Origin of the sequence: Bacillus sp. NEAU-CP5 (assembly GCF_026420705.1) — a bacterium.
GTDB lineage: Bacteria > Bacillota > Bacilli > Bacillales > Bacillaceae > Bacillus > Bacillus velezensis.
This window is the reverse complement of record NZ_JAPMOV010000002.1, coordinates 314,400-338,794: the sequence shown is the minus strand read 5'-3', so window position 1 is coordinate 338,794 and position 24,395 is coordinate 314,400. Positions and strand designations below refer to the sequence as shown.

The 24,395-nt window shown below is 49.7% G+C and carries 7 protein-coding genes; 6 read left to right on the top strand and 1 reads right to left on the bottom strand.

Annotated elements, in window-relative coordinates:
* From OTK50_RS06895 to OTK50_RS06870, 6 genes are all read left to right on the top strand, one after another.
* A complete protein-coding gene (locus OTK50_RS06895) occupies positions 1-7,731 on the top strand; it encodes an SDR family NAD(P)-dependent oxidoreductase (RefSeq protein ID WP_239033976.1) in 7,731 nt (2,576 codons plus the stop codon).
* Positions 7,732-7,753: 22 nt separating this feature from the next.
* Positions 7,754-13,909, top strand: a complete 6,156-nt coding sequence (locus OTK50_RS06890) for a type I polyketide synthase (RefSeq protein ID WP_266121847.1) — start codon at positions 7,754-7,756, stop codon at positions 13,907-13,909.
* Complete coding sequence (locus OTK50_RS06885) at positions 13,906-20,121, top strand: beta-ketoacyl synthase N-terminal-like domain-containing protein (RefSeq protein ID WP_266121846.1); 6,216 nt, start codon at positions 13,906-13,908, stop codon at positions 20,119-20,121. The genes OTK50_RS06890 and OTK50_RS06885 overlap by 4 nt, the downstream gene beginning before the upstream one ends.
* Before the next feature lie 81 nt (positions 20,122-20,202).
* Positions 20,203-21,357 (top strand): cytochrome P450, encoded by a 1,155-nt coding sequence (locus OTK50_RS06880; protein WP_130570830.1) that lies wholly within the window; start codon positions 20,203-20,205, stop codon positions 21,355-21,357.
* Positions 21,358-21,414: 57 nt separating this feature from the next.
* Entirely contained in the window at positions 21,415-22,662 is a 1,248-nt protein-coding gene (locus OTK50_RS06875; protein ID WP_044802111.1) for a hydroxymethylglutaryl-CoA synthase family protein, read from the top strand.
* Between the two features lie 59 nt (positions 22,663-22,721).
* Complete coding sequence (locus tag OTK50_RS06870) at positions 22,722-23,468, top strand: polyketide synthase (RefSeq protein WP_014305356.1); 747 nt, start codon at positions 22,722-22,724, stop codon at positions 23,466-23,468.
* Between the two features lie 36 nt (positions 23,469-23,504).
* Here OTK50_RS06870 and proC read toward each other — a convergent pair whose 3' ends face one another.
* Complete coding sequence (proC, locus tag OTK50_RS06865; RefSeq protein WP_130570831.1) at positions 23,505-24,344, bottom strand: pyrroline-5-carboxylate reductase; 840 nt, start codon at positions 24,342-24,344, stop codon at positions 23,505-23,507.
* Positions 24,345-24,395 lie beyond the last annotated feature (51 nt).

Here is a 24,395-nt window from a genome sequence, read left to right as displayed (position 1 = left end):
TTGGCAGTTGCCACCGATCAAGTCAAAACGTTCCTGCAGAAAATCAGCCATACGAATTATATCGTCCGGGATCATCGCGTTCATCAAATCCGCGTTCTCCCGGGCGTGACTTTAATAGATATGCTGTATCGGCTCGCCGCCGGGTACCTCGGTGAACGGCCTATAGAATTAAGACAGATTATTTTTAAGCAGCCTGTTGTAACATCTGAAGAGTTTGATAAACACCTGTATGTGACCTTTACGCCGGCGCGTGACAGCTGGAAAGTTGAGATCACTAGCGAAAAAGCAAAAAACGGCACACCGCTTGGCGGAAACCGGGATGAGAATATGGAATGCCAGCTTTATTTGCAAGAAGACACGCCCCGGGCAAAAGAACTGAATATTGAAGCGTTCATGAAAAACGCAAGCCGAAAATGGGACATGCATGACATTTACGGAATTGCAAGAAGAAGCCATATTGAACATGGCGAGTTTATGAAAAATGAAGGGGCCGTTTATCAGCTTCAGGATAAAGAAGAATTAATGGAGCTCACTCTGAGTGATTTGGCTGAAGGATTCCGGGAGAAATTTAAGGCGCATCCGGCTTTTTTAGATGCGTCCACCCTTGCCGGCTCTTCCTTTGCATTGTCGGCCCAAAAGCAAAATGACACACCTTATATTCCTTTTATGATCAATCGTTTTTGCATGTATCAGCCGTTTCCGAAAACGATTTACACTTATTCTGCGAAAAACAGCCGCACTGAAAGCGGCGTATCAGACAGCGAACCTGATGTTTATTCGGCCGACTTCACGATTTACGACAGGGCAGGGAACGTATTGGCCGAATGTGAGAAACTGACAGTAAAAAGGGTCAGACAAGCGAATATGATTACCCATCTGATAGACAAAGAGAAGCCGCCTCAGCAGAACAGAAGCGGCCGTGGAGAGCCCGAAAGTCCTGTGGCCGCAGAAGACGTGCCTGAACAGCAAACGCCGGAACAAAACATGGTGACTTACATAAAGTCGGAAATCGCCAGGCTGATCAATCGTCCGGCACAGGATATTGATGTGAGGAAAGGCTTTTATGATATGGGGCTTGACTCGGCGCATTTGCTGAAGCTTGTAAGGATATTAGAGCAGACTTTTCAGCAGCAGTTTTATCCGACACTGCTTTTTGAATATTCATCTGTCCGCCGCCTTGCGGATTACCTTATCAATGAAGCGGGCTGTGTGCTGAAAGATTCGGCCGAAGAACGGCATACATCAGATGCTGACATCGCTGATGAGGTTCTGTTTTTTGAACCCGTCTGGAAAGATCATCCGCTGGAAACGGCGGTGCAGAACGGGCAAAAACACACCCGTCATCTCATTATCGCTGCCGATGCAGGACCCCGTCTCACCGGTGAACTCGGCGCACATTGCCCGGAAGCGGAAGTGATAGAACTGAAAAGGGAGCATGAGGTTGCAGATGAGCAGTTTGAAGCAGATGCCGAGCGCATATTTCGTATGCTCAAACGGGAACTGACAGACCATCCGAAAGAACATACATTGATTCAGCTTGTATGCGCCGTTGAGAATGGAGCGGCATTGTCTTCCGCTCTCGGGGCTATGCTGAAAACGGCACATCTGGAAAATCCGGCTCTTCGCACTCAGGTGATCACCTTCTGTGACAAGAATGAGAGATTGCCAAGTGAGACGGCCGCAATGATAAGAACTGAAGCAGACTGCTCTTATGCAGGCTGCACAGACATTCGGTATAAAGACAATATGCGGCAGATCAGATTGTTCGAACGTATTGAGAAACTGGACGGGCAGACACAGTCTCCTTGGAAACAAAACGGCGTATATGTCATTACAGGAGGTCTCGGCGGTCTTGGATTTCTGCTTGCCCGTCACCTTGCAGAAAAAGAAAAGGTGAAGCTCGCACTCATCGGCCGTTCGCCGGAACAGTCTGAGAAGATCAGCAGACTGAAAGCATTGGGCGCAGAAGTTCTTTACGTTCAAGCGGACATCGGCAATAAAGCCGAGACAGAGCGGGCATTTGCTCAGATTACAGAAACCTTCGGCCGGCTGACGGGTATTTTTCATTGTGCCGGTGTTTTAAAAGATCAATTTATCATCCAAAAAGACAGTTCTGACTTGAAGCAGGTGTTCCTGCCGAAAATCAGCGGCCTGATTCATGCCGACGAAGCTTCACGGCATGAACCGCTTGAATTTTTCGCCGTATTTTCCTCATTCTCGGCGTTGGCCGGAAATGCGGGCCAGACAGATTATGCCGCAGCGAACGCTTTTATGGATGAATATATGAAATATCGCGATTGCAAAGCGGAAAAAGGCGAACGGACCGGGGCTTCTATGACGATCAACTGGCCGCTTTGGGAAGATGGCGGCATGCAGGTTGACAGCTTGATGAAAGAGATCATGAATGATGCAACCGGCACCAGCCCGCTTCCGGCCGGGGAAGGGATGGCTTCACTTGAATATATGCTGCGTCTCGGCAAGCTGCAATCTGTTATTTTATACGGGAAGGAGCCCGCTGTAACTGAAAGCATGGGCCGATTGGGTCCAAAGGGAGACAAGAACGGATCTTCATTATCCAACGCAGCTGTCAAGAGAAGAAGCCGAAAACAAGAGAGACACACAGAAGAGCACGATATTGCGGTAATCGGATTGGCGGGAAGATACCCGCAGGCGGGAAGCATCGATGAATTTTACAAAAATCTGCGCTCAGGTAAAGACTGTATCACAACAATGCCGAAAGACAGATGGAAAGGTTATTCTTTCTCATATGAAGCAGATCAGTTCTACCGTTACGGAGGATTTTTAGATCGCATAGACAGCTTTGATCCGCTGTTTTTCAATCTGACTCCGCGCCAGGCTGAAATGATGGACCCGCAGGCGCGGCTGTTTTTAGAGACGGCTTGGGAAGCTTGTGAAGATGCCGGTTTTTATCAGGACAGAACGGCGCGCGGGCCATCTTCACAAAAGAGAAAACGCGTCGGGGTATTCGCAGGTGTGTTTTGGAGCCATTATGAGCTGTTCGGGGCTGAAATTACACAGCGGGGCACACCGCTGTCTATGGGCGTGACGCCTGCCTCTGTTCCGAATATCGTGTCTCACTGCCTGAACTTTACAGGGCCGTCAATGGCTGTTGATACGATGTGCTCTTCTTCGCTCACATCCATACATTTGGCATGTGAAAGCATTAAAAGGGGGGAGTGCGAATTCGCCATTGCCGGCGGTGTGAATGCGGTCACACACCCGCATAAATATGCGTTTTTGGCGAATGCCGGATTTCTGTCTTCAGAAGGCATCTGCAAAAGCTTCGCCGACGGCGGTGACGGCTATGTGCCGGGAGAAGGCGTCGGCGCGGTGTTACTGACAACCGTTCAAGAAGCGGAAAGAATGGGCTGTCCGATATATGGCGTCATAAAAGGCTCCGCTTTAAACCATGTCGGAAAAACATCCGGTTTGACAGTGCCTGATCCGGCATCACAGGCGGAAGTCATTACAGATTCCTTTCAGAGTGCCGGCATTGATCCGGAGACACTGAGCTATATTGAAGCTCACGGAACAGGCACGTCTTTGGGTGATCCGATTGAAATTGAAGGGCTGAGCCGCGCTTTCCGCAAATGGACAAACAAGAAGCGGTTTTGCGCCATTGGCTCTGCTAAATCAAATATCGGCCATTTAGAAGGAGCGGCCGGAATCGCCGGATTAACAAAGGTGCTTTTGCAGCTGAAGCATGGAGAAATCTTTCCGTCATTGCACACGGACACGCTGAATCCCCATATTCCGTTTCCGGACACGCCGTTTTATGTGGCGGACCGACTGGAAGAATGGGAACGGCCGTCACATTCTGACCAGCCGAGAAGAGCGGGTTTAAGTTCTTTTGGCGCCAGCGGGAGCAATGCCCATTTTGTCATAGAAGAATATCTGCCGCCGCAGGCTGAAAAGAAATCGGTAAATATACGGGAAGACGAGCCGGTTCTGTTTCTGCTTTCGGCAAAAAATGAAGAACGCCTATTAGAATATGTCAAACGGTATGACCGCTTTTTACGGGAAAAAGAAGTCAACCTTAAAGACCTGGCCTACACGCTTCAAACAGGCAGAGAAGCGATGCCTGAACGGCTGGCATTGATCGTTACATCCGTTTGCGGCCTTCAAGCGAAACTGAAGGATGTGCTTGAACGGAAAACAGAAATTGAAGGATGTTTCCGCGGACGTGCTCAAGATGATATTTCATCAAGTGGAATGGCCGGGCTGCTGAAAAACAAGCAATATTCCAGATTGCTCACTGAGTGGGCAAAAGGAGCCGCCGTTGACTGGAGCCTGTTATACGAAGGAGAGAAGCCGAAACGGGTCAGCCTTCCTGTATATCCGTTCGCGAAGGAGCGGTATTGGGTGCCTGTGCCCGCGGATATCCGGAAACAGACAGACGAACCGGCGGAAAACCAAAAGATCATTCTTCAAAAAGACTGGAAGCAGCAAGATCCGGCGGAATCTGAAGCATTATCAGGAACAGTAATGATACTTGCAACTGATAAGACGAGCCGATTGGCCGATGCTCTTTTTAAAGGAAACGGCCATATTGAAACGATCTGCTTCATCCATCAGGCAAAAGACGGCGCCGATTATTACGCCGATTATTACTCCGCCGCATCGGGGCGAAACCTTTACGGCAGAGTGCGGGAGTCTCTTCAAAACAAACAGATACTCGGGGTCGTCGACATAACCGCATATGACGCGGAATATGAACGGCAGGAAGAGATAGAACACGGAAAGCTTGCCTTTTTACAGCAGGCTCTTGAATCATTCCGTCATAGCGGCGCTGTGTTCAGCCAAGTGACACACCGCCTCCAGCCTTTCAAGGAAAGTAAACCTCTGATGCAAGGGGCGAAAACGGCGGGGCTGTACCGGATGCTGGGCGCTGAGTATGCCAACATTCATTCTTTTACGATAGATAGCGATTGTGAGATTGAGCATACAGAAGAATTAAGCAGACAGATTGAGACTGAATTTTTACAGCCGCGGGCCAAAAGCGTCAGTGAATGCTGCTACAGGCTGAATCGCCGTTATGTGCCGTTTCTGAAGCAGGGTATGAATGTTTCGGCGGCGCCTGAGCTTTCCTATTCGTCTGATGATGTGCTGTTAATAACGGGCGGATCGCGCGGGATCGGCGCAATTGCGGCGGAGCATGCCGTTTCACGCGGATGCAGGAAACTGGTCATCATGGGGCGGGAGCCGCTTCCCGATTCCTCAGAGTGGGCAGACATGAAAAAGGACGGCATTCTCCCGGAAAAAGCCGAGCGGATGCAGAGGTTAGCCGAGCGGGGCGCGGAGATCCGTTATTACAGCGTTTCTCTTACGGATCAAAAGGGGCTCCGGAACATGACGGACAGTATCCGCGGTACGATGGGATCGATTACCGGCGTTTTTCATTGCGCGGGTTCAATGGGAGAACACCCCGCTTTTTATAACAAAACCGAAACTGAAATCGAAAGCGTTTGCACGCCGAAAGTAACAGGGCTTCGCGGTCTCTATGAAGCTGTTCAGAATGAGCCGCTGTCGTTTTTTATTTTGTTCTCATCCGTTTCGGGCCTGATCCCTTCGCTTGCTGCGGGGCAAAGTGACTACGCGATGGCTAATTCGTTTATGGACTCTTTTGCAAATCATCAAGCAGGTAAAGGGAACGTGTTTGTTAAAGCCGTTCAATGGCCCGTCTGGAAAGAAACCGGCATGGCTGAAGGCCTGCCGGAAACACCTGCTTATCAAAAATCAGGACTTTCCAGGCTGTCTGCCAAAGACGGACTGAAGTTTTTAGATTACATCATTTTAAACGGACAAAGCTGCGGAATTCCTTGTGTTCCAGAAGACAGTGAGACTGATTTTGGTGATCTTCTGAAGGTGAAGAAATCTGAAGCTCCCGTGAAAAAAAGCAGTGCCGGTGACCAAAAGGTGAAGGATATGATTCGTCAATGGGTGCGCACCGTCTTTAGTGAAGAACTGAAAATGACGGATGAGCAGATAAAAGATGATATGCCGTTTGATGAATACGGGATTGACTCAATACTCTTTGCGGAATTGGTTCAATCACTGCAAAAACGGATCAGCATAAAGTTAACACCGTCCTTAATGCTTCAATATCAAACGATTACAGAAATGGTTGACTATTTCGCAGCGCATCATGAAGCCGATTTTGTGACAAAAGAAAATGGTTTCGTTCAAGACAGGGACGTACAGCTTGATTTAACCGCCACTGCTGAAGAGAGAACATCCATGAAGCCGAAAGCGGATACCGAAGATGATATTGCCGTCGTCGGCATGTCCTGCCGTTTTCCGGGGGCGGGCGGAACGGATGCTTTTTGGGAGCTGCTGATGAAAGGAAACACCGCCATCCGGCCTGTCCCCGCAACGCGCTGGCATGCAACAGCACATGCAAAGGATTATGCGGGGTGGATTGATGATATCGACATGTTTGATGCGGGCTTTTTCGGCATCTCTGAAAAAGACGCGGCAATTATGGACCCGCAGGCGCGGATCATATTAGAAGAAGCGGTTCATTCCGTTTATGATGCCGGGTACGGCCAAAAGGATTTATCGGGCAGGAAAGTCGGCGTGTACATCGGCGGCAGGGCGCAGCCTTCAGCCGGTATGGAACATATCCTGCAGGCGCCTAACCCGATTTTGGGGGCGGGGCAAAACTATTTGGCGGCCAACATTTCACGATTTTTGAATGTCACAGGGCCGAGCCTTGTCGTGGATACAGCATGTTCCTCAGGGCTGATCGGGCTGTCCTTTGCAAAAGACGCCCTTTTGGCCGGAAGAATTGACGCGGCCTTAGTCGGTTCGGTGAGTCTGCTCTTATCTCCGTCCGCGCACCGGTTATTCGGAGCGCGCCATATTTTAAATGAGAACGGCGTGTTTCATATATTCGACCGTGAATCAGCGGGAGAAGTGCTCGGAGAAGGAGCGGGGGCGGTTTTTATCAAACGATTGAGCGATGCGGTGCGGGACGGAGACCGTATTTACGGCGTCATAAAAGCCGTCTCGGTAAACAATGACGGCCGGACGCTCGGTCCCGGTTCACCGAATATAAGAGCGCAGAGAGACGCCATTCAAACTGCGCTTGACATGGCGGAAAAGTCGCCCGAAGACATTGGATATATAGAAGTGAACGGAGGCGGTTCCCCAATCGTTGATTCGGTGGAAATCAAGGCGCTCTCAGATGTCTATCAGCTGAACCGGAAAACGCTTCTGCCCTGCCGGATCGGATCGGTGAAACCGAATGTAGGGCATTTGCTTCTGTCTTCAGGTCTTGCGGGCTTCATCCGATGTGTGCTGAGCGTCTATCATAAGCGGATTCCGCCTTTCTTATCAGCGCGTGAGCCATTTGAACATTATGACTTTGAAGCGTCGCGTATTCATTTTAATCGTGAACCCGTTGATTGGCATTCAGAGAAGAAACCCCGCGTCGCAGCTCAGAGTTCATTTCCTGACGGCGGGACAAATGCTCATATCCTCGTTGAAGAATACAGAGGTGAAAGGCAGCGGGAACATCACCGGGCGCCTCAGCCGCCGGAATTCAGAAAAAAACACTACCCGCTTTTGGGCGGCTGGAACAGCACGGAGAATGAAGCGGAAAAAACAAGTAATGAAAAAACGGACATTGCGGATCTTTTAAAGAAATATGAGAAAAAAGCAGAGACAAGCACTGCACCTGCGGACTCGTTTTGGCAGGTGACAACGTGACGTTTTTAAAAGGGGACTAACCATGAAAAAAACAGTGAATCTGCGCCTGACGGCAGAACATCCCATTATGAAAAACCATCTTGTTCACGGCGAATCTGTCATGCCTGGTCTGGCCTATATTGATATGCTGTATCAGCTGGCAAAGCAAAGCCTTGATCTTTCATTCCGTTCCATCTGTCTGAAACGGGTGACCATTTATCATCCTTTATCAGTGAAACGGTCAGAGCGGCTTGATGTGAGTGTCATATTCAGTAAAGAAAAGGAGTTCTGGACTGCCTCGATTTGCGGGGCGGATTCCGGGACGGTTTTCTTATCAGCGGAGGTGCATGAAGGGGTTTTCTCATCAGATAGGCGCCTTGACGCAGGGGAGAAAAAACAACAAGCCGCACTTCCATCAGTCTCTTTGCATACGGTTTACGAAGACGCGAGAAGCCGCGGACTGTCGCATGACGGGCTGATGAAGCCGGAGGGAGAGATCTATGCAAATGAAGAGGAATGTTTCCTTGATATTCGGCAGTCTGATTCATGCCAGGATAATCTCCCCGGCGCTCTCTTTCACCCCGCGCTGATGGACGGTGCCGCCATGGCCTCCGGCGTATTGCAGACAGCTGCAGGCGCCGGTTTGTTTTTACCGATTTATTATGATTCGTTTATTGCCGCTGAAACCGTTACGGAGCGCTGTTACGCGGTGATTTCGAAAAAGTCCGGCACGCCGTCTGAAATGGTGAAAATGGATATTGACTTTTACAACCCCAGCGGTGCGCATATTGCTTCACTGCTCGGCCTGACAGCCAAAAAGGTGCGGACAGATCGGCAGCTGACACCAGGCATTCAGCAGATGGAGGAAACCTTATACCGCATTTTCTCAACATACGTAGGCCGTCCTGTCACAAGAAATGATGCGCACACCGTGTTTTTTGAATTAGGTCTTGAATCGTCACAGCTTCTGGCCATTATTAAAGACATCGAAGAGGCGTTTGATCTGCGGCTGAATCCGACTCTTTTATTTGAATGCAGCAGTATATCCGAGCTGCTTGAAGACATAAAAACAAAAGGAACAGATGAATCTTCCGGCCTTGTCGCGAATGCAGCACCGGTCTCTGAAACGCAATCAGGCAGTCAGACATTTACTTTCTATGAACATGAAGCATTCCTTCAGGATCATCTGGTTTTCGGCAAACCGGCACTGATGGGTGTAGTGTATCCGTGTCTGGTGCTTGAAACATCCGGAACGTCTCATTCCGACACGTATCCCGCCGAGCTGAAAGATATCCGTTTTACGGGCGGGCCCGTCACGCTGGAGACGGGAGAGGCCGCACATATTGACATTTCATTTGCGGCAGAAAAGAGTGCCGAACGCTTTACCGCAAGCTGCTCTGTCTCCGGTAAAGAAAGCCGGAAGACGTGTGCTGAAGGAGAAATAATCAGATATACAGAGGCACCCGTAAAAAAATCATATGACGTTGAACAAATGAAGGCGCATGCACAAAAGGTAGCGCCGGATGTTATTTCCCGTCTGTACGATTCGGTTGCCGGCTTCACGATAGGCCCGATGCTGAAAACGGTAACGGCGGGATACAAAATGAGTGAGAGCTCCTTTTTATTGCAGCTGGACTTATCAGGGAAAAAAGAGAAAGGCGATCTGCATCACTTTGCATTTGACCCGCTTATATTGAATTCTTGTTATATGTCGCTCGGTGAAGAAGAGTTGCAGCTGAAAAAGCGGATTCACGTCCCGCTCATGATTGAGAGGCTGACGCTTTACGGACCTGTCATGTCTGATACTGTCTATGTGGTGAATACAATCAAACATAAAAAAGATGGATTTCTCTCATTTGACGCCGCAGTCCTCAGCCATACCGGAGAACAGCTGGCGGAATTGAAAAACGCGTCTGTGAAAGAAGTGCTTCAGCCAAATCGGCTTGAAAATGCGTCTTTTGCCCCGTCCGGGAATCAAAGCCGTCAGAAAACGAAAGGAAACCCGCTGGATATTGCCATTGTCGGAATTTCCGGCAAGTATCCGCAGGCCGATGATATCAATGCGTTTTGGGAAAATCTCAAACAAGGAAAGGATTGTATTACCGAAATTCCGAAAGACCGCTGGAAATGGGAACATTACTTTTCCGAGGACCGTACGGCGCCGGGAGCGATCTACAGCAAATGGGGCGGATTCATTGACGGGATCGCCGATTTTGATCCTGAGTTCTTTAAGATTTCCCCCCGTGAAGCGGAACACCTTGATCCTCAGGAACGGCTGTTTTTAATGCATGCGTGGATGGCGATGGAGGATGCGGGATATACGAGGACATCACCTGAACTGGGCCGTCAGGTAGGTGTGTATGCCGGTGTCATGTATCAGGAATACCCGCTATTCGCGGCTGAAGCGGGAGTGAAAGGACGGCATATCGGGCTCCCCGGCGGGATTTCATCCATTGCTAACCGTGTCTCCTATTTTTGTGATTTTCAAGGGCCGAGCATTTCGGTCGATACGATGTGTTCGGGTTCTCTGACTTCATTGTACATGGCGTGCCGGGATCTGCGGGATCATCGGATTCGCGCGGCGCTTGCCGGCGGAGTGAATCTCACCGTTCATCCTAACAAGTACTTCATGCTGAGCCAGGGGCAGTTCATCTCATCTAAAGGACACTGCGGGAGTTTCGGCGCCGGGGGTGACGGCTATATTCCGGCAGAAGGTGTCGGGGTGCTGCTTCTTAAGCGATTAGAAGACGCCGTACAAGACGGAGATCGGATTTACGGCGTCATTAAAGGAGCTGCCATTAATCACGGCGGGAGAGCGAGCGGTTACACCGTACCGAACCCCAAGGCGCAGAGCGAAGTCATTTCTCAAGCTTTACAGGAAGCGGGGGTATCTCCGGGCCAGATCAGCTATGTGGAAGCGCACGGGACAGGGACAAAATTAGGCGATCCGATTGAAATCCGGGCTTTAACCGATGCATTCGGTGATGTTCCTGAAACATGTCTCATCGGGTCTGTCAAATCAAATATCGGTCATGGGGAATCAGCAGCAGGCATCGCCGCTGTCACAAAAGTGCTGCTGCAGATGAAGCACAAACAAATCGCCCCATCTTTGCATGCGGATGTTTTAAATCCGAATATCCAATTTGACGAAGGGCCGTTTTCCGTCTGCCGGGAATTAACAGATTGGAAACGGATTGCTGCAGACGGAGAAGAACAGCCGCTCAGGGCGGGGATCAGCAGCTTTGGTGCGGGCGGTTCTAACGCGCATATCATTATTGAAGAATATGAGGCTCCTGTCAAACAAGCAATCAGCAGCCAAGAGCCGGCTGTCATTCTGCTGTCTGCGAAAAATGGGGAGCGTCTGACAGAATATGCGGAGCGCCTTCTTGCTTTTCTTCAAAAGAAGCATACGGATAAGCCGGACTTATTTGATGTCGCGTACACTTTACAAGCGGGGCGGGAAGCGATGGATGAGCGGCTGGCTCTCATTGCGGACTCCCTTAAGGAGCTGGAGGACAAGCTCAGATCGTACTTGGAAAATGAAAACGCACCGCATCTTTACAGGGGGCGGGCGAAGCGAAATCATGAGACAGTGGCTGTGTTTGAATCTGATGAAGATTTGCAGGAAGCCATGGTCAAATGGCTGAAAAAGAGAAAGTACGGTCATTTGCTGAACATGTGGGTGCAGGGAGTCGATGTGGACTGGAACTTGTTATATTCGGGACAAAAACCCCGGAGAATCAGCCTTCCCGCCTATCCGTTTGCAAAGGTCAGATGCTGGATTCAAGATGAAGCCGAGGCGGTTTCAAAAAGGGATGACGGCAAAACGGTGATCCATCCGCTGCTTCATGAAAACACATCCGATCTGTGGGAGCTGAAATTCACATCCGTTTTTACCGGACGGGAATTCTTTTTCACTGACCACACAGTCAATGGGGAGAAGGTGCTCCCGGGAGCCGCCGTGATCGAAATGGCCAGGGCGGCCGTTGAGCGTGCCGCATGCGCTGTGCCGGACGGACGTAAAGGACTGTATTTGAAAGATCTCATATGGATGAGGCCTGTCGTTCATAAGGGGACGGATGTAGAAGTCCATATCAGCCTTATCCTTAAGGAAAATGAAGACATTGAATTTACGATTTACAGCCTATCGGAAGAACCCGGGGGAGAACGGATTTTATACAGTAAAGGCACCGCGGTATCAGGAGAGATAGCAGCGGTTCCGTCAGTTCACTTAGAGGGCTGGCTGTCCGGCTGCAGCCAATCGGTTATGACGTCTGATGAGGTTTATCAGGCTTTCCGGCATGCGGGTATGATATACGGGCCGAGCCATCAAGGAATTGATCAGCTGATGATCGGAGAGAGGGGCGCTGCAGCCCGGCTGTCGCTGCCGGAATCGGCAGACAGTACCGCCGATCAGTTTGTCATCCACCCGAGTCTTTTAGATGCCGCGTTTCAGGCGTCACTGGGTGCCGGTTCAGATACTGCCGGAGGCACTCCGATGCTGCCGTTTTCCCTGAGGCAGGCAGAAATATTTCAGCCGACTCAGAAAAAGATGTGGGCGCTTGTCCGCAAACAGAGCGATCGGTCAGATAACGGAGCGCTGACGCTGGATATTGATTTATGTGATGAAAACGGCGCTGTTTGTATGAGATTAACAGGATTTTCCTGCCGGGCTGTCCGGCAGACAAACCAAACCGAAAGCAAACGGCAGGAAGTACAGACGGCGATGCTTGCCCCTGTTTGGGACAAAACTTTCTTTTCCCTGGAAGAAAATCGAGCGGTTGATCAGGAACAATTGCTGATCATCGGAAAGCCGGGAAATACCATAAAGGCTGCGGCAAAAATGTGGCCCCGCGCCCATCTGGCGGAGACGCCGGAGCATTCAAGCGAGCAAACATTACGTGAATTGACAGCCGGATATCAGGATATCCGCCATTTCTTATGGATTGCGCCGGATCGTTTCGCACCCGCATCCGTCAGTCAGGAAATGCTTGATGAGCAGGAGAATGGGGTGATCCAATGTTTCCGTTTCATCAAAGCGCTGCTGTCACTCGGGTATGGAAACCGAAACATCAGCTTTACGGCGGTCACCCGGCAGACACAGTCCGTGTATCCGGGTGATCTGCCGCAGCCTGAGCATGCAGGTGTACACGGTTTGATCGGTTCATTGGCAAAAGAATATCCGAACTGGGACATCAGGCTGATTGATGCAGAAGAAGACAGTGATTCGTCTGAAATGAAAGACATCTGGCGCCTCCCTCCAGATCCGGACGGAAATGCTGCCGCGTACCGTAACGGAGCTTGGCACAAGCAAAAAACAGTCCGGGTGCTGACAAGTTCCGCTCCGCGTATGTCGTACAGAGAAGGCGGCGTTTATGCTGTCATCGGCGGAGCGGGCGGCATCGGAGAAGCATGGAGCAAATACATGATCACCCGTTACAAGGCACGGATGATATGGATCGGCAGGCGGCCGAAGGATCAGGAGATTCAGAGCAAAATAGACAGGCTGGCGCTATCAGGCCCCGCGCCGCATTATATACAGGCTGATGCTCAAGATGCCGCAGCGCTTAAGGCTGCCGTCCGTTCCGTAAGAGAGCAATACGGCAATATAACGGGAGTCATCCATTCCGCGATAACGCTTGCCGACAAAAGTATGGCGAATATGGATGAAGCTTCTTTCAGAAACGCTTTTTCAGCTAAGGTGAATACGAGCGTCCGAATGATCGAAGCTTTTAAGGGAGAACCGCTTGATTTTGTGCTGTTTTTCTCATCCGTTAATTCTTTCACAAAAAATGCCGGGCAAAGCAACTATGCGGCAGGGTGTACATTTCAAGACGCCTTTGCCCGCCATATCGCTTCCTTGCTTGATTGTGAAGTGAAAGTCATGAATTGGGGATATTGGGGCAGTCTGGGCGTTGTATCAGACCCGTCTTACAGAAAACGGATGGAGGCGTCAGGGATCGGTTCTATTGAACCCGATGAAGCAATGGAGGCGCTGGAAGTCTTACTATCAGAACCGTTCAGCCAAGCGGCATTCATCAAAGCTGCTCCGCACGGCTTAGCCGCGCTGACGGATCAAGATGCAATATCGGTTGTATCCGGCCCGAAGCCTTCATTTATGGAAAGCGTCAAGCGGCAAAATCCGGATCGGAATGAACGGCTTGAGACTTTAAAACGAGAAATGGAGTTGCGCATATGAACAGCCTTCTTTGCAAACTGCTCTTTTACCAATTACAGTCAATCGGGTTTTTCAGCGAGCCTGTCACTACAGCTGCAGCATCCATGCGGAGCGCCGGCGTGATCGGCACATACGGCAGATGGCTGGAAGAAAGCCTGAATCTATTAAAAGAAAACGGATATATCGCGTATGACGGATACACGATCACCCTCCTCACGGATCAGCGTCCGGACGGCCGCACAGTCTGGAATGAGTGGAATGCCCATAAACGCCTGCTTCCCAATGGGGAGCTTGCGCAAGCTGAATTGGCTGAGGCGACGATAAAAGCGATGCCTTCCATTTTAAAAGGAGAACGTCCGGCTACGGATATCGTATTTCCCGATTCATCAATGCGGCTCGTTGAAGGTGTTTATAAGCATAATCCTGTCGCGGATTATTTTAATGAAGTGTTAGCAGGTTCCGCGGCCGCTTACTTGAAAGCCTATCTTACAGAACACCCCGATGCCCGCATCAGGCTGATAGAAGTAGGGGCCGGGACGGGCGGAACGAGCGCCATGTTGTTTACAAAACTGCAACCATTTGCAAAACAGATTGCGGAATATTGTTATACGGACGTTTCTAAAGCTTTTTTAATGCATGCCGAACAGGAATACGGACCTGATGTGCCGTATTTGACAACGGCCTTGTTTAATGCGGAGGAGCCTTGCGAATCACAAAATATCAAAACGGGTGTTTACGATATTGTCATCGCCGCCAATGTGCTTCACGCCACTAAAAATATCGGTTTGACACTGCGCCGTCTGAAAGCGCTTCTGAAATACAACGGGATGATTCTGATAAACGAAATCAGCGATCGTTCTGTTTTTACCCATTTAACCTTCGGGCTGCTTGACGGCTGGTGGTCCTATGAGGATGCTGAGCTTCGGATTCCGGGAAGTCCCGGCTTATATCCAAAATCGTGGGAGCGTGTGCTGCATTCGGAAGGATACAGAGCGGTTTGTTTCCCTGCTGAAACGGCTCATGATTTAGGTCAGCAGATTATCGCAGCTGAGAGTGACGGACTCGTCCGGATGCAAGGGATCAGAGACGGCAGAAAGCCATACGCCGCCCCGGCCGAAGTTTTCCGAAAGCCCGCACAGCCTGTTCCCCGCAGCCGCGCGCCAGAGGAGCATCAAGCTGTTAAGGCTGATGGGGAATCGGTCGCTTCCCATGTCCGCTCAGTCATCAAAACAAGTATTGCCGATGTATTAAAAATGAAAGAAGAGGATATTCAGGAAGAACTGAATTTCTCTGAATACGGCATTGATTCCATTTTGGCCGTCAATGTGATTAACGAGATTAATAAGCGTTTGAATCTTACACTGCAGACAACGATTTTATTTGATTACTATCATGTGAAACTGCTGACCGGTTATATCTCGGAAGAATACGAAACCATCATAGCCTCTTCTCTGGAGACCGAAAGAGCGAAAATCCGCCCGGCGCTTCAGGAAGAACGGCCTGCTGAAAAACCTCTGCAGACGGAAAGAAAGGAAAACGGTTATCAGAAACCGAAACAAGAACGTATGCCGCCTTCTTTCGCAAAGTCCGATGACTCGGGAATGTTCCGGGTTGTGATTGACCGTCCGGGCGGCATTGAAGATCTGACGATCGCCCGCAGTGAAGTGCCCGAGACAAAAGATGACGAAGTTCAAATAGCCGTCCGCGCCTTTTCTTTAAACTTCGGAGACTTGCTTTGTGTCAGAGGGCTGTACCCGACGATGCCGCCTTATCCGTTCACTCCGGGATTTGAAGCAAGCGGCGTCGTGATCAAGACAGGGAGGCATGTAACATCTGTCATTCCAGGTGATGAAGTGATTGTCGGCATGGGAGAGGAATTTGGATCTCAGGCGAATCTCATCACATGTAAAGAACATCAAGTCTATCATAAACCGGCCCGGCTGACCTTTGAAGAAGCATGCGCTCTTCCCACCGTGGCGGTGACAATGATAGACGCCTTCCGGAAAGCCGGACTTAAAAAAGGCGAAAAAATATTAATTCAGACCGCGACGGGAGGAACGGGGCTGATCGCGGTGCAAATGGCCCGGCATATCGGCGCGGAAATATATGCAACGGCCGGATCACAGAAAAAAATTGAGTATTTGCATTCGCTCGGGGTCCACAATACCATTTGCTATTTAGAAGAAGATTTTGAAACGGAAATCATGCGAATGACCGGCGGCCGTGGGGTGGATGTTGTCATTAATACCCTGGCCGGTGATGCCATGCAAAAAGGAATGAATTGCCTGGCGCCGGGCGGAAGATATATCGAAATTGCCATGACTGCGCTGAAATCCGCTAAATCAGTCGACTTGTCCGTCCTTCATAACAATCAATCGTTTCACAGCGTGGATTTGCGGAAGCTGTCCCTTCAAAATCCGGATCAGGTCAAGGATTATCAATTGGAACTGCAGCGGCTGGCGGAAGAGGGCGTCATTCAGCCTGTCATCTCAAAAATCTTTTCCTTTGAAGACATAAAAGAAGCGTATCACTGTCTGGATGACCGCGGAAATATCGGGAAAATCGTCATCAGCGTTTCTGAGCCGTATCAAATGACGTACCGCCCCGAACAAAAGGATCCGGCCGATACAGTAAAATCAGCAGCTGTGTTACCTGAAAAAGAACCGATCGCGATTATCGGGATGAGCGGGCGGTTTGCTGAATCGGAGAATGTCCATGAGTTTTGGGAACACTTAGCCGCCGGACGGGATCTGATTAAAAAAGCAGACAGATGGGATGTCTCTGACAGCCAATGCCAGTATGGCAGTTTTATAGAGGACATTGAATGTTTTGACCCCGTTTTCTTTCATATATCGGGACGTGAAGCGACCTATATGGACCCTCAGCAGAGGCTGTTTTTGGAAGAATCTTGGAAAGCGCTTGAAGATGCGGGATATGCGGGAGACTCGGTAAGAGGCCGGGAATGCGGCGTGTATGCCGGCTCCTGCGGCGGAGATTACCAGGCCATTTTTAAACAGCAGGGGCCCGCGCAAGCTTTTTGGGGCAATCATAATTCCGTCACTCCGGCAAGGATCGCCTATCACCTTAATTTACAAGGTCCGGCGATCACTGTTGATACGGCATGTTCCAGTTCGCTGACAGCCATTCATTTGGCATGTCAGGGGCTCTGGACGAAAGAAACGGAAATGGCGGTGGCGGGCGGGGTTTTCATTCAATCCACTCCCGCTTTTTATCAGTCGTCAAATAAGGCGAATATGCTGTCACCGACCGGACGCTGCCATACGTTTGATCAAAGCGCGGACGGGTTCGTTCCGGGGGAAGGCGTGGGAGCGGTGGTGCTGAAACGTCTTAGCGACGCCGTTAGTGACGGAGACCATGTGTACGGCGTCATAAAAGGCTCTGCAATGAATCAGGACGGCGCTACAAACGGAATCACCGCACCAAGCGCGCTTTCTCAAGAACGATTGGAACGGCATGTCTATGATACTTTTCACATTGATCCGGAAACCATTCAAATGGTGGAAGCTCACGGAACGGGCACTGCACTGGGCGACCCGATCGAATTTGGCGCCTTAACGCGCGCTTTCCGCCGCTATACGGATAAAAAAGGATATTGCGCCATCGGCTCTGTAAAAACCAATCTCGGACATGCCGCTGCGGCCGCGGGGATGGCCGGACTGTTTAAAATCCTGCTGTCGCTGAAGCATCAGCAGATTCCGGCTTCCCTCCATTTTCACCAAGCCAATCAGCATATTCAATTTGCGGACAGCCCGTTTTTTGTGAATGAAAAGCTGATACCGTGGGAACGGAATCCGAATGCACCGCGCAGAGCCGCCATCAGTTCATTCGGATTCAGCGGAACAAATGCCCATCTTGTGATTGAAGAGGCGCCGCAAACTGTGCGCCGGTCACCGGCAAAACCGGCCTGCCTCATTCCTTTATCTGCGCGGACGGAGCGTCAGCTGGAAATTCAGGCAGAACGCCTGCTGGATTCACTCAGCAAGAACAAAGACAGCGATCTGGGAAATATAAGTTATACGCTCCTGCTCGGCAGAAAGCATCTACATCACCGGTTTGCCTGTATCGTAAGCAGTGCGGACGAACTGAAGCGGGTATTATCGGAGTGGCTTGTAAAAAGAGAGCTTCCGGGTGTGTTTGTGTCCAATTTGAAGGATCAGAAGCCGGCAGAAGAAGCCGGAATGAAAACATTCGGAATGGAATGCATTGAACAGTGCCGCTCGGCGGCTTCGCCCGCACAGTACAGAGAAAGCCTGGCACATATCGCTGACCTTTTTTGCAGAGGGTATGATCTTCCTTTTACACGGCTTTTTGACGGAGGGCAATATTATAAAACGCCGCTTCCTGCCTACCCGTTTTTAAAAGAAAGGTATTGGGCGGCTGATGTAAACAGTTCTTTACCAGGTCAAGCCATGAAAAAGTCTGAAACGCAAACCGTTCTCCCGTCTTCGCCGCAGCCTGAACATGAAGGGCTGCTTTCTCTGACTCCTTTAACTGAGATCGAAATGAGAGCGTTTGAACCGGAGATATTGCAAAAACCGATCGTGTTACAGCCTTTGGATGGTACTGTTTCTGTCCAGCAGCCAGAAAAAGCCGTTTTCGAAGACAATAGAACATTGCTTGAAGAATTGAGGATAAGCCTGGCAGATATTTTATTTTTGTCACCGGAAGATATTGATGCTGATGAGCCTTTCATCGACATGGGGCTTGACTCCATTATCGGGGTTGAATGGATACAAACAGTAAATAAAACGCACCACACTGAGATTACTGCCAATAAGGTGTATGAACACCCGACGCTTAAGGAGCTTGCGGAATATATAGCGGGGCAAATAAAGAAACCCGAGTATGCTGAAGCGGAGGAAACAGCGGTACGTCCGCAAATCCCGGAAGCAGAAACTCCCCTTGCCGGCATCTCTGACGGCACTTTGCGCAAAGAGCTCAAAGAAAGCCTTGCGGACATCCTGTTTCTGAAGCCGGAAGATATTGATGAGCATGAGGCATTCATTGATATGGGGCTGGATTCTATTATCGGTGTGGAATGGGTTCAGTCCATTAATAAAGCCTATCAAGCGTCTATTACGGCAAATCTGGTCTATGAATATCCGACAATCGCAACATTAGCCGGGTATCTGACCGGTTCTGTCCAAAAAGACACTGAGGAAGTACATGGGGAACATACGAAACAAAACGATATATCAGAAGAGGCAGATGATCAAGAACCGCCCGAGCTGATCTGTCTTAACCCGGGTGGAAAGGGAAGACCGATTTTCTGGTTTCATTCCGCGCTGGGGGCAGTGGAGCTGTACCAGCCCGTTGCCGAACGGACCGGGCGTCCTTTTTACGGAATTCAGGCAAGAGGATGGATGACAGAACGGGAACCGATCCGCGGTATTAAAAACATGGCCGAGTATTACGTTAAGCTCATACGTACCGTGCAGCCCCGGGGTCCTTACGATGTAGGCGGCTATTCATTAGGGGGCATGCTCGCTTATGAAGTCACACGGCAATTGCAGCTGGCTGGAGAAACCGTTGAGTCAATCGTCATGCTCGACTCCTTTGACTCAGCGGGTGCGAGGGAAATAAACATTCCTGATGAATTATTTGATAAAAATATGATGCTGCAGACGGTGAACATGGCTTTATTTGCACCGATCTATCAACATCCGGAACGCATATCTGAAACCTTGATTCATCGTGATGAACTGAATGCCGATCTTCATGAAGACATATTTTTAGAGCAATTAATAGCAAAAGCCAAACAGCGGGGGTTAACGAAGACGGACGCGTTGGTGAAAAATCTGATCAGGCAGAATATAAATGTTCAGGACGCTTACGAAATCACTGATTACGAACTCCTGCCGCTTCCGGATCCGAACGGGGTGACATGCTATTATTTCCGAAATAAAAACGGTATTTTCTTGGGTGAGCTTGATCCGTATTTTACAATCAGGGCTGATATTTTATCCGCTGATTTTGTCAACTATTGGAGCCAGTGGGAAGAGCATATGACAAACATCGCCATCATGGATGTGGCGGTATCCAACCATATGACGTTATTGGCTGAAGACAGCGCAGCCGAAACGATTTCTGAATTTTGCGGCGTTTTATATTCGGCAGACGGAATGACAGAACACAGCTTCCTGCAGCTGCAGGAAAAGATACTGAATGTGCATGGTGAGATGCTGAAGCAGCCCGCCAAAACAAGACCGTAAATTCACATATCCGCCCGCCGGGTTTACTCGTAAGCTTCGGCGGGTCATTTCAAATCTTGATCACATCTTGGAGGAATGAAAATGACCAGTTTAACAAAAATCAGACAGCAGCAGCCGTACAAGTGGTACCAAACGATGAGAGAAACCTCTCCCGTTCATTACAATGAAAAGGAAGATTGCTGGGAAATCTTCAACTATGATGAAGTGAAGCGGGTGATTTCTGACTACAGTCATTTTTCTTCCGATCATAAATACTTAAGTGCGGACAAACAGGAAAAAATGATTCGGCATATTAACAAAGACAGCCTTTTGAAAATGGACCCGCCTGAACACACCGTCTTCAGAAAATTGGTCAATCAGCCGTTCATGCCGAAATCGGTTGAGACTCTTGCACCGCGCATAGCCGCTATCGCTGATGACCTGCTTCGGGCCGTCCGTTCAAAAGGCAGGATGGACATTATTGAAGATTACGCATTTCCGCTTCCGATTATCGTGATCGCAGAGCTTCTAGGATTCCCTCCGAAAGACAGAGATATCTTTAAAAGCTGGGTCGACCAAAGCCAGAATGTAAAAGATGAAAAGAAAATGAATGAAGTGCAAAAGCAGATGATCGGATACTTCATGCAGTTTATTTTACAGCGGAGAAAACAGCCGCAAAATGATTTAATCAGCCATTTAATTTCAGCTGATTTAGACGGAGAGCCGCTGTCAGACAAGCAATTAATCGGTTTTTGCGGCTTGTTGATTGTCGCGGGGCACGTAACGACGGAAAATGTGATCGGAAATTCATTTCTCAGTCTCAAGGAGTTCCCGCACATTCTGCCCAGGCTGCTTGAAAATAAGGCGCTCCTTCCTGACTTTATTGAGGAAGTCATCCGCCTCAGACCTTCCATTCAGCGGGTAACCCGCTACACCGCGGTTGAGAGCGAGATTGGCGGAAAAACGATTCCGGCCGGAGAAAAAGTGTATGCGTGGATTGGATCGGCGAACAGAGATGAAAAGAAGTTTGAAAATGCCGATCAGATTGACTTGGGACGAAAGCCGAATCAGCATCTGTCATTCGGTCAGGGCAGCCATTATTGTTTAGGAGCGCCGCTGGCCCGGCTTGAAGCGAAAATCGCGCTTTCCCACTTTTTTGAACAGATGCCCGCATGGCGTTTTACTGAGGATCAAGAGCCGAATCTGGTTCCGAGCCCTGTATTTCACGGCGTTGACAGGCTGCTTGTTGAGTTTTGAACGGAAAAATAAAAGAGGCTTCCACATGAATCCTCTTTACTCTGGGGGCTTGGAGAAATGAATGTAGGAATCGAAGCAATGAACGTGTTTGGCGGAACCGCGTATGTAGACGTCATGGAGCTTGCGGAACATCGGAACTTGGATAAAAAAAGGTTTGAGAACCTGCTGATGAAAGAAAAAGTGGTGGCGCTTCCGTTTGAAGATCCGATTACGTTCGCCGTAAATGCCGCAAAACCGATTATCGACTCTCTGTCAGAAGAGGAACGGAATCAGATTGAAATGGTCATCACCTGTACGGAATCCGGGATTGATTTTGGCAAATCCATCAGTACATACGTCCATGATTATTTGCAGCTGAAGCGGAATTGCCGGTTATTTGAGGTGAAACAGGCTTGCTATTCTTTAACGGCCGGGTTTCAAATGGGCGTGAATTTTATCTTATCGCAAACATCGCCGGGAGCGAAAGCGCTCATCATCGGAACGGATATTTCCCGCTTTTTAGTGGCTGAAGGCGGTGACGCGTTGACGGAGGAATGGTCCTATGCCGAACCGAGTGCGGGGGCGGGAGCTGTGGCGCTTTTAGTCAGCAGCACCCCTCATGTCTTTTTGCTTGATCAAGGCGCAAGCGGGTATTACGGGTATGAAGTCATGGATACCTGCCGCCCGATTCCGGATAGTGAAGCGGGGGATGCTGATCTGTCGCTCATGTCTTATTTGGACTGCTGTGAAAAATCATTTCAGGAATACGGAAAGCGTGTGAGCGGGGCGGATTATAAGAATACATTTCAATACCTTTCTTTTCATACTCCGTTTGGCGGAATGGTAAAAGGAGCGCATCGGACGATGATGAGAAAATTGGCAAAGGCTAAGCCGCAAGACATTGAAGCGGATTTTCAGCAACGCGTGCTGCCTGGGATTCAATACTGTCAGCGCGTCGGCAACATCATGGGAGCCACCGTATTTTTATCTCTTGCCAGCACGATTGATAACGGCTCTTTTGAAACGCCGAAACGCGTCGGCTGTTTTTCATACGGTTCGGGCTGCTGCTCTGAATTTTACAGCGGTGTCGTTATGCCGCAAAGCCGTACGCGGCAGAATCAATTTCAGATCAGCCGGCATTTGGATGAACGCGTCCGTTTATCGATGGCTGATTATGACCGGCTGCTCCAAGACAGCGGCATCGTAAAATTCGGCACAAGAAATGCCGCGCCCGCAGCAGACATCCCGAATGCGCATCAAGGAAAAACGCGATTGGTGCTGACTGAAATAAAAGAGTTTCACAGAAAGTATGAATGGACGACTTAATATCAGAAACACTCAGAGCCGGCAAGGCTTGAGTATTTTTAAAGAAACGGAGAATAAACATGAATCCAATGATTGATGTACAGGAAACAGAACCGGGCATTGTGCAGGTCACAATGCAGGATACGGCCGGGAAAAACGGGCTGTCAGAAGAGTTTGTCAGAGAGCTGCACCGGGTATTCCAAGACATCAATGCCCATCCGTCCTATAAAACCGTCCTTCTGACGGGTTACGGAAATTATTTCTGCACGGGAGGAACGCAGGAGGGGCTTTTGACCATTCAGAGCGGAAAGCTCCAATTTACAGATTTAAAGCTTCACAGTCTTTTATTGGATTGCAGGATTCCCGTGATTTCCGTCATGCAGGGGCATGCGATCGGAGCCGGCTTTACGATCGGTCTGAGCTCGGATTTCGTGATTTTAAGCAGAGAGAGTTTTTATTCTTGTAATTATATGAAGTACGGATTTACACCGGGAATGGGCGCGACGTATATTGTGCCTGAAAAGCTGGGAATTGTCCTCGGGGAAGAAATGCTGTTTACGGCCGCGAACTTCAGCGGCGCCGCTCTGGAAAAACGGGGAGTTCCGTTTGAAGTGCTGCCGAAAAAAGACGCCCTTCAAAGAGGCCGCGAATTAGCCCGGCTGCTGGCGGATAAACCGAGAGCCTCACTGGTTGCGCTGAAAACCAATGTGACCGCACGGATCAAAAGAGAGCTGACAAAAGCGGTTGAGGAAGAGGTGAACATGCACGAAGCCACATTCCATCTTCCTGAAGTAAAAGAGAGAATCAGCCGCTTATACGGCAGTTAAACAGAATGAAAAAAGCATGGGAAGCCCCATGCTTTATCACTGGTCCGTCTTTTGCAGAACGGGGCTTGCGAATTGTTCTTTAATTTCGGCGCTCCGGGCTGCGGTTTCTGCGATGCAGTGCATGATGGCTTCTTCAAAGCGGCGCTCGTCTAATGCGCGAAGGCCTGCTTCAGTCGTGCCGCCCGGGCTTGTGATTTCCTTGCGCAGGCGTTCAGGCCGTTTGCTGCTTGTTCTGAGCATTTCCGTCGCCCCGGCCATGGTTTGTAAAATCAGCTCTTTTGCCGATTCTTCCGGCAGGCCGGCTTGAAGGGCGGCTTTTTCCATTGCTTCGACATACCGGTACACATAGGCGGGACCGCTTCCGGCAATGGCTGTGACGGCGTCAAGGTGTTTTTCTTCAAAGCGCGTCGCTTCTCCGATTGTTTCCAGAAGCTCTTTTGCCGTCCGGATTTCAGCTTCACTCGCCTCGGAGCTTGCGGAAAAACCGGTCGCCGATTGCTGAATGGCCGCGGATGTATTCGGCATCGCCCGGATGATGGTGAGCTTTCTGCCGAAATATTGCTGAATCGTGTGAATCGTCAGCCCTGCGATGACAGAAATCACAAGCTGATCTTTCACGTATTCGCGAATGTTCTCAATGCTTTCTGCCGCATCTTTCGGTTTAAAGGCGAGAACGATAATGTCGGTGTTGCTGAAAAACTCTTCTTTATCCCGGCACGGTTTCACTCCGTACGTTTTTTGGAGCTCTTCAAGCCGGCTGTCATTTGACCGGTTTGTCATATATATATGTCCGGGGGCTGTCATTCCGCTTTGCAGCAGTCCGTTCACCATTGCTTCCGCCATTGATCCGGCCCCGATAAAACCGATTTTCTTCATATAATTCCTCCTTCTTTTCAAAACACAAAAAAACCTTCCCGTCAAAAAGGA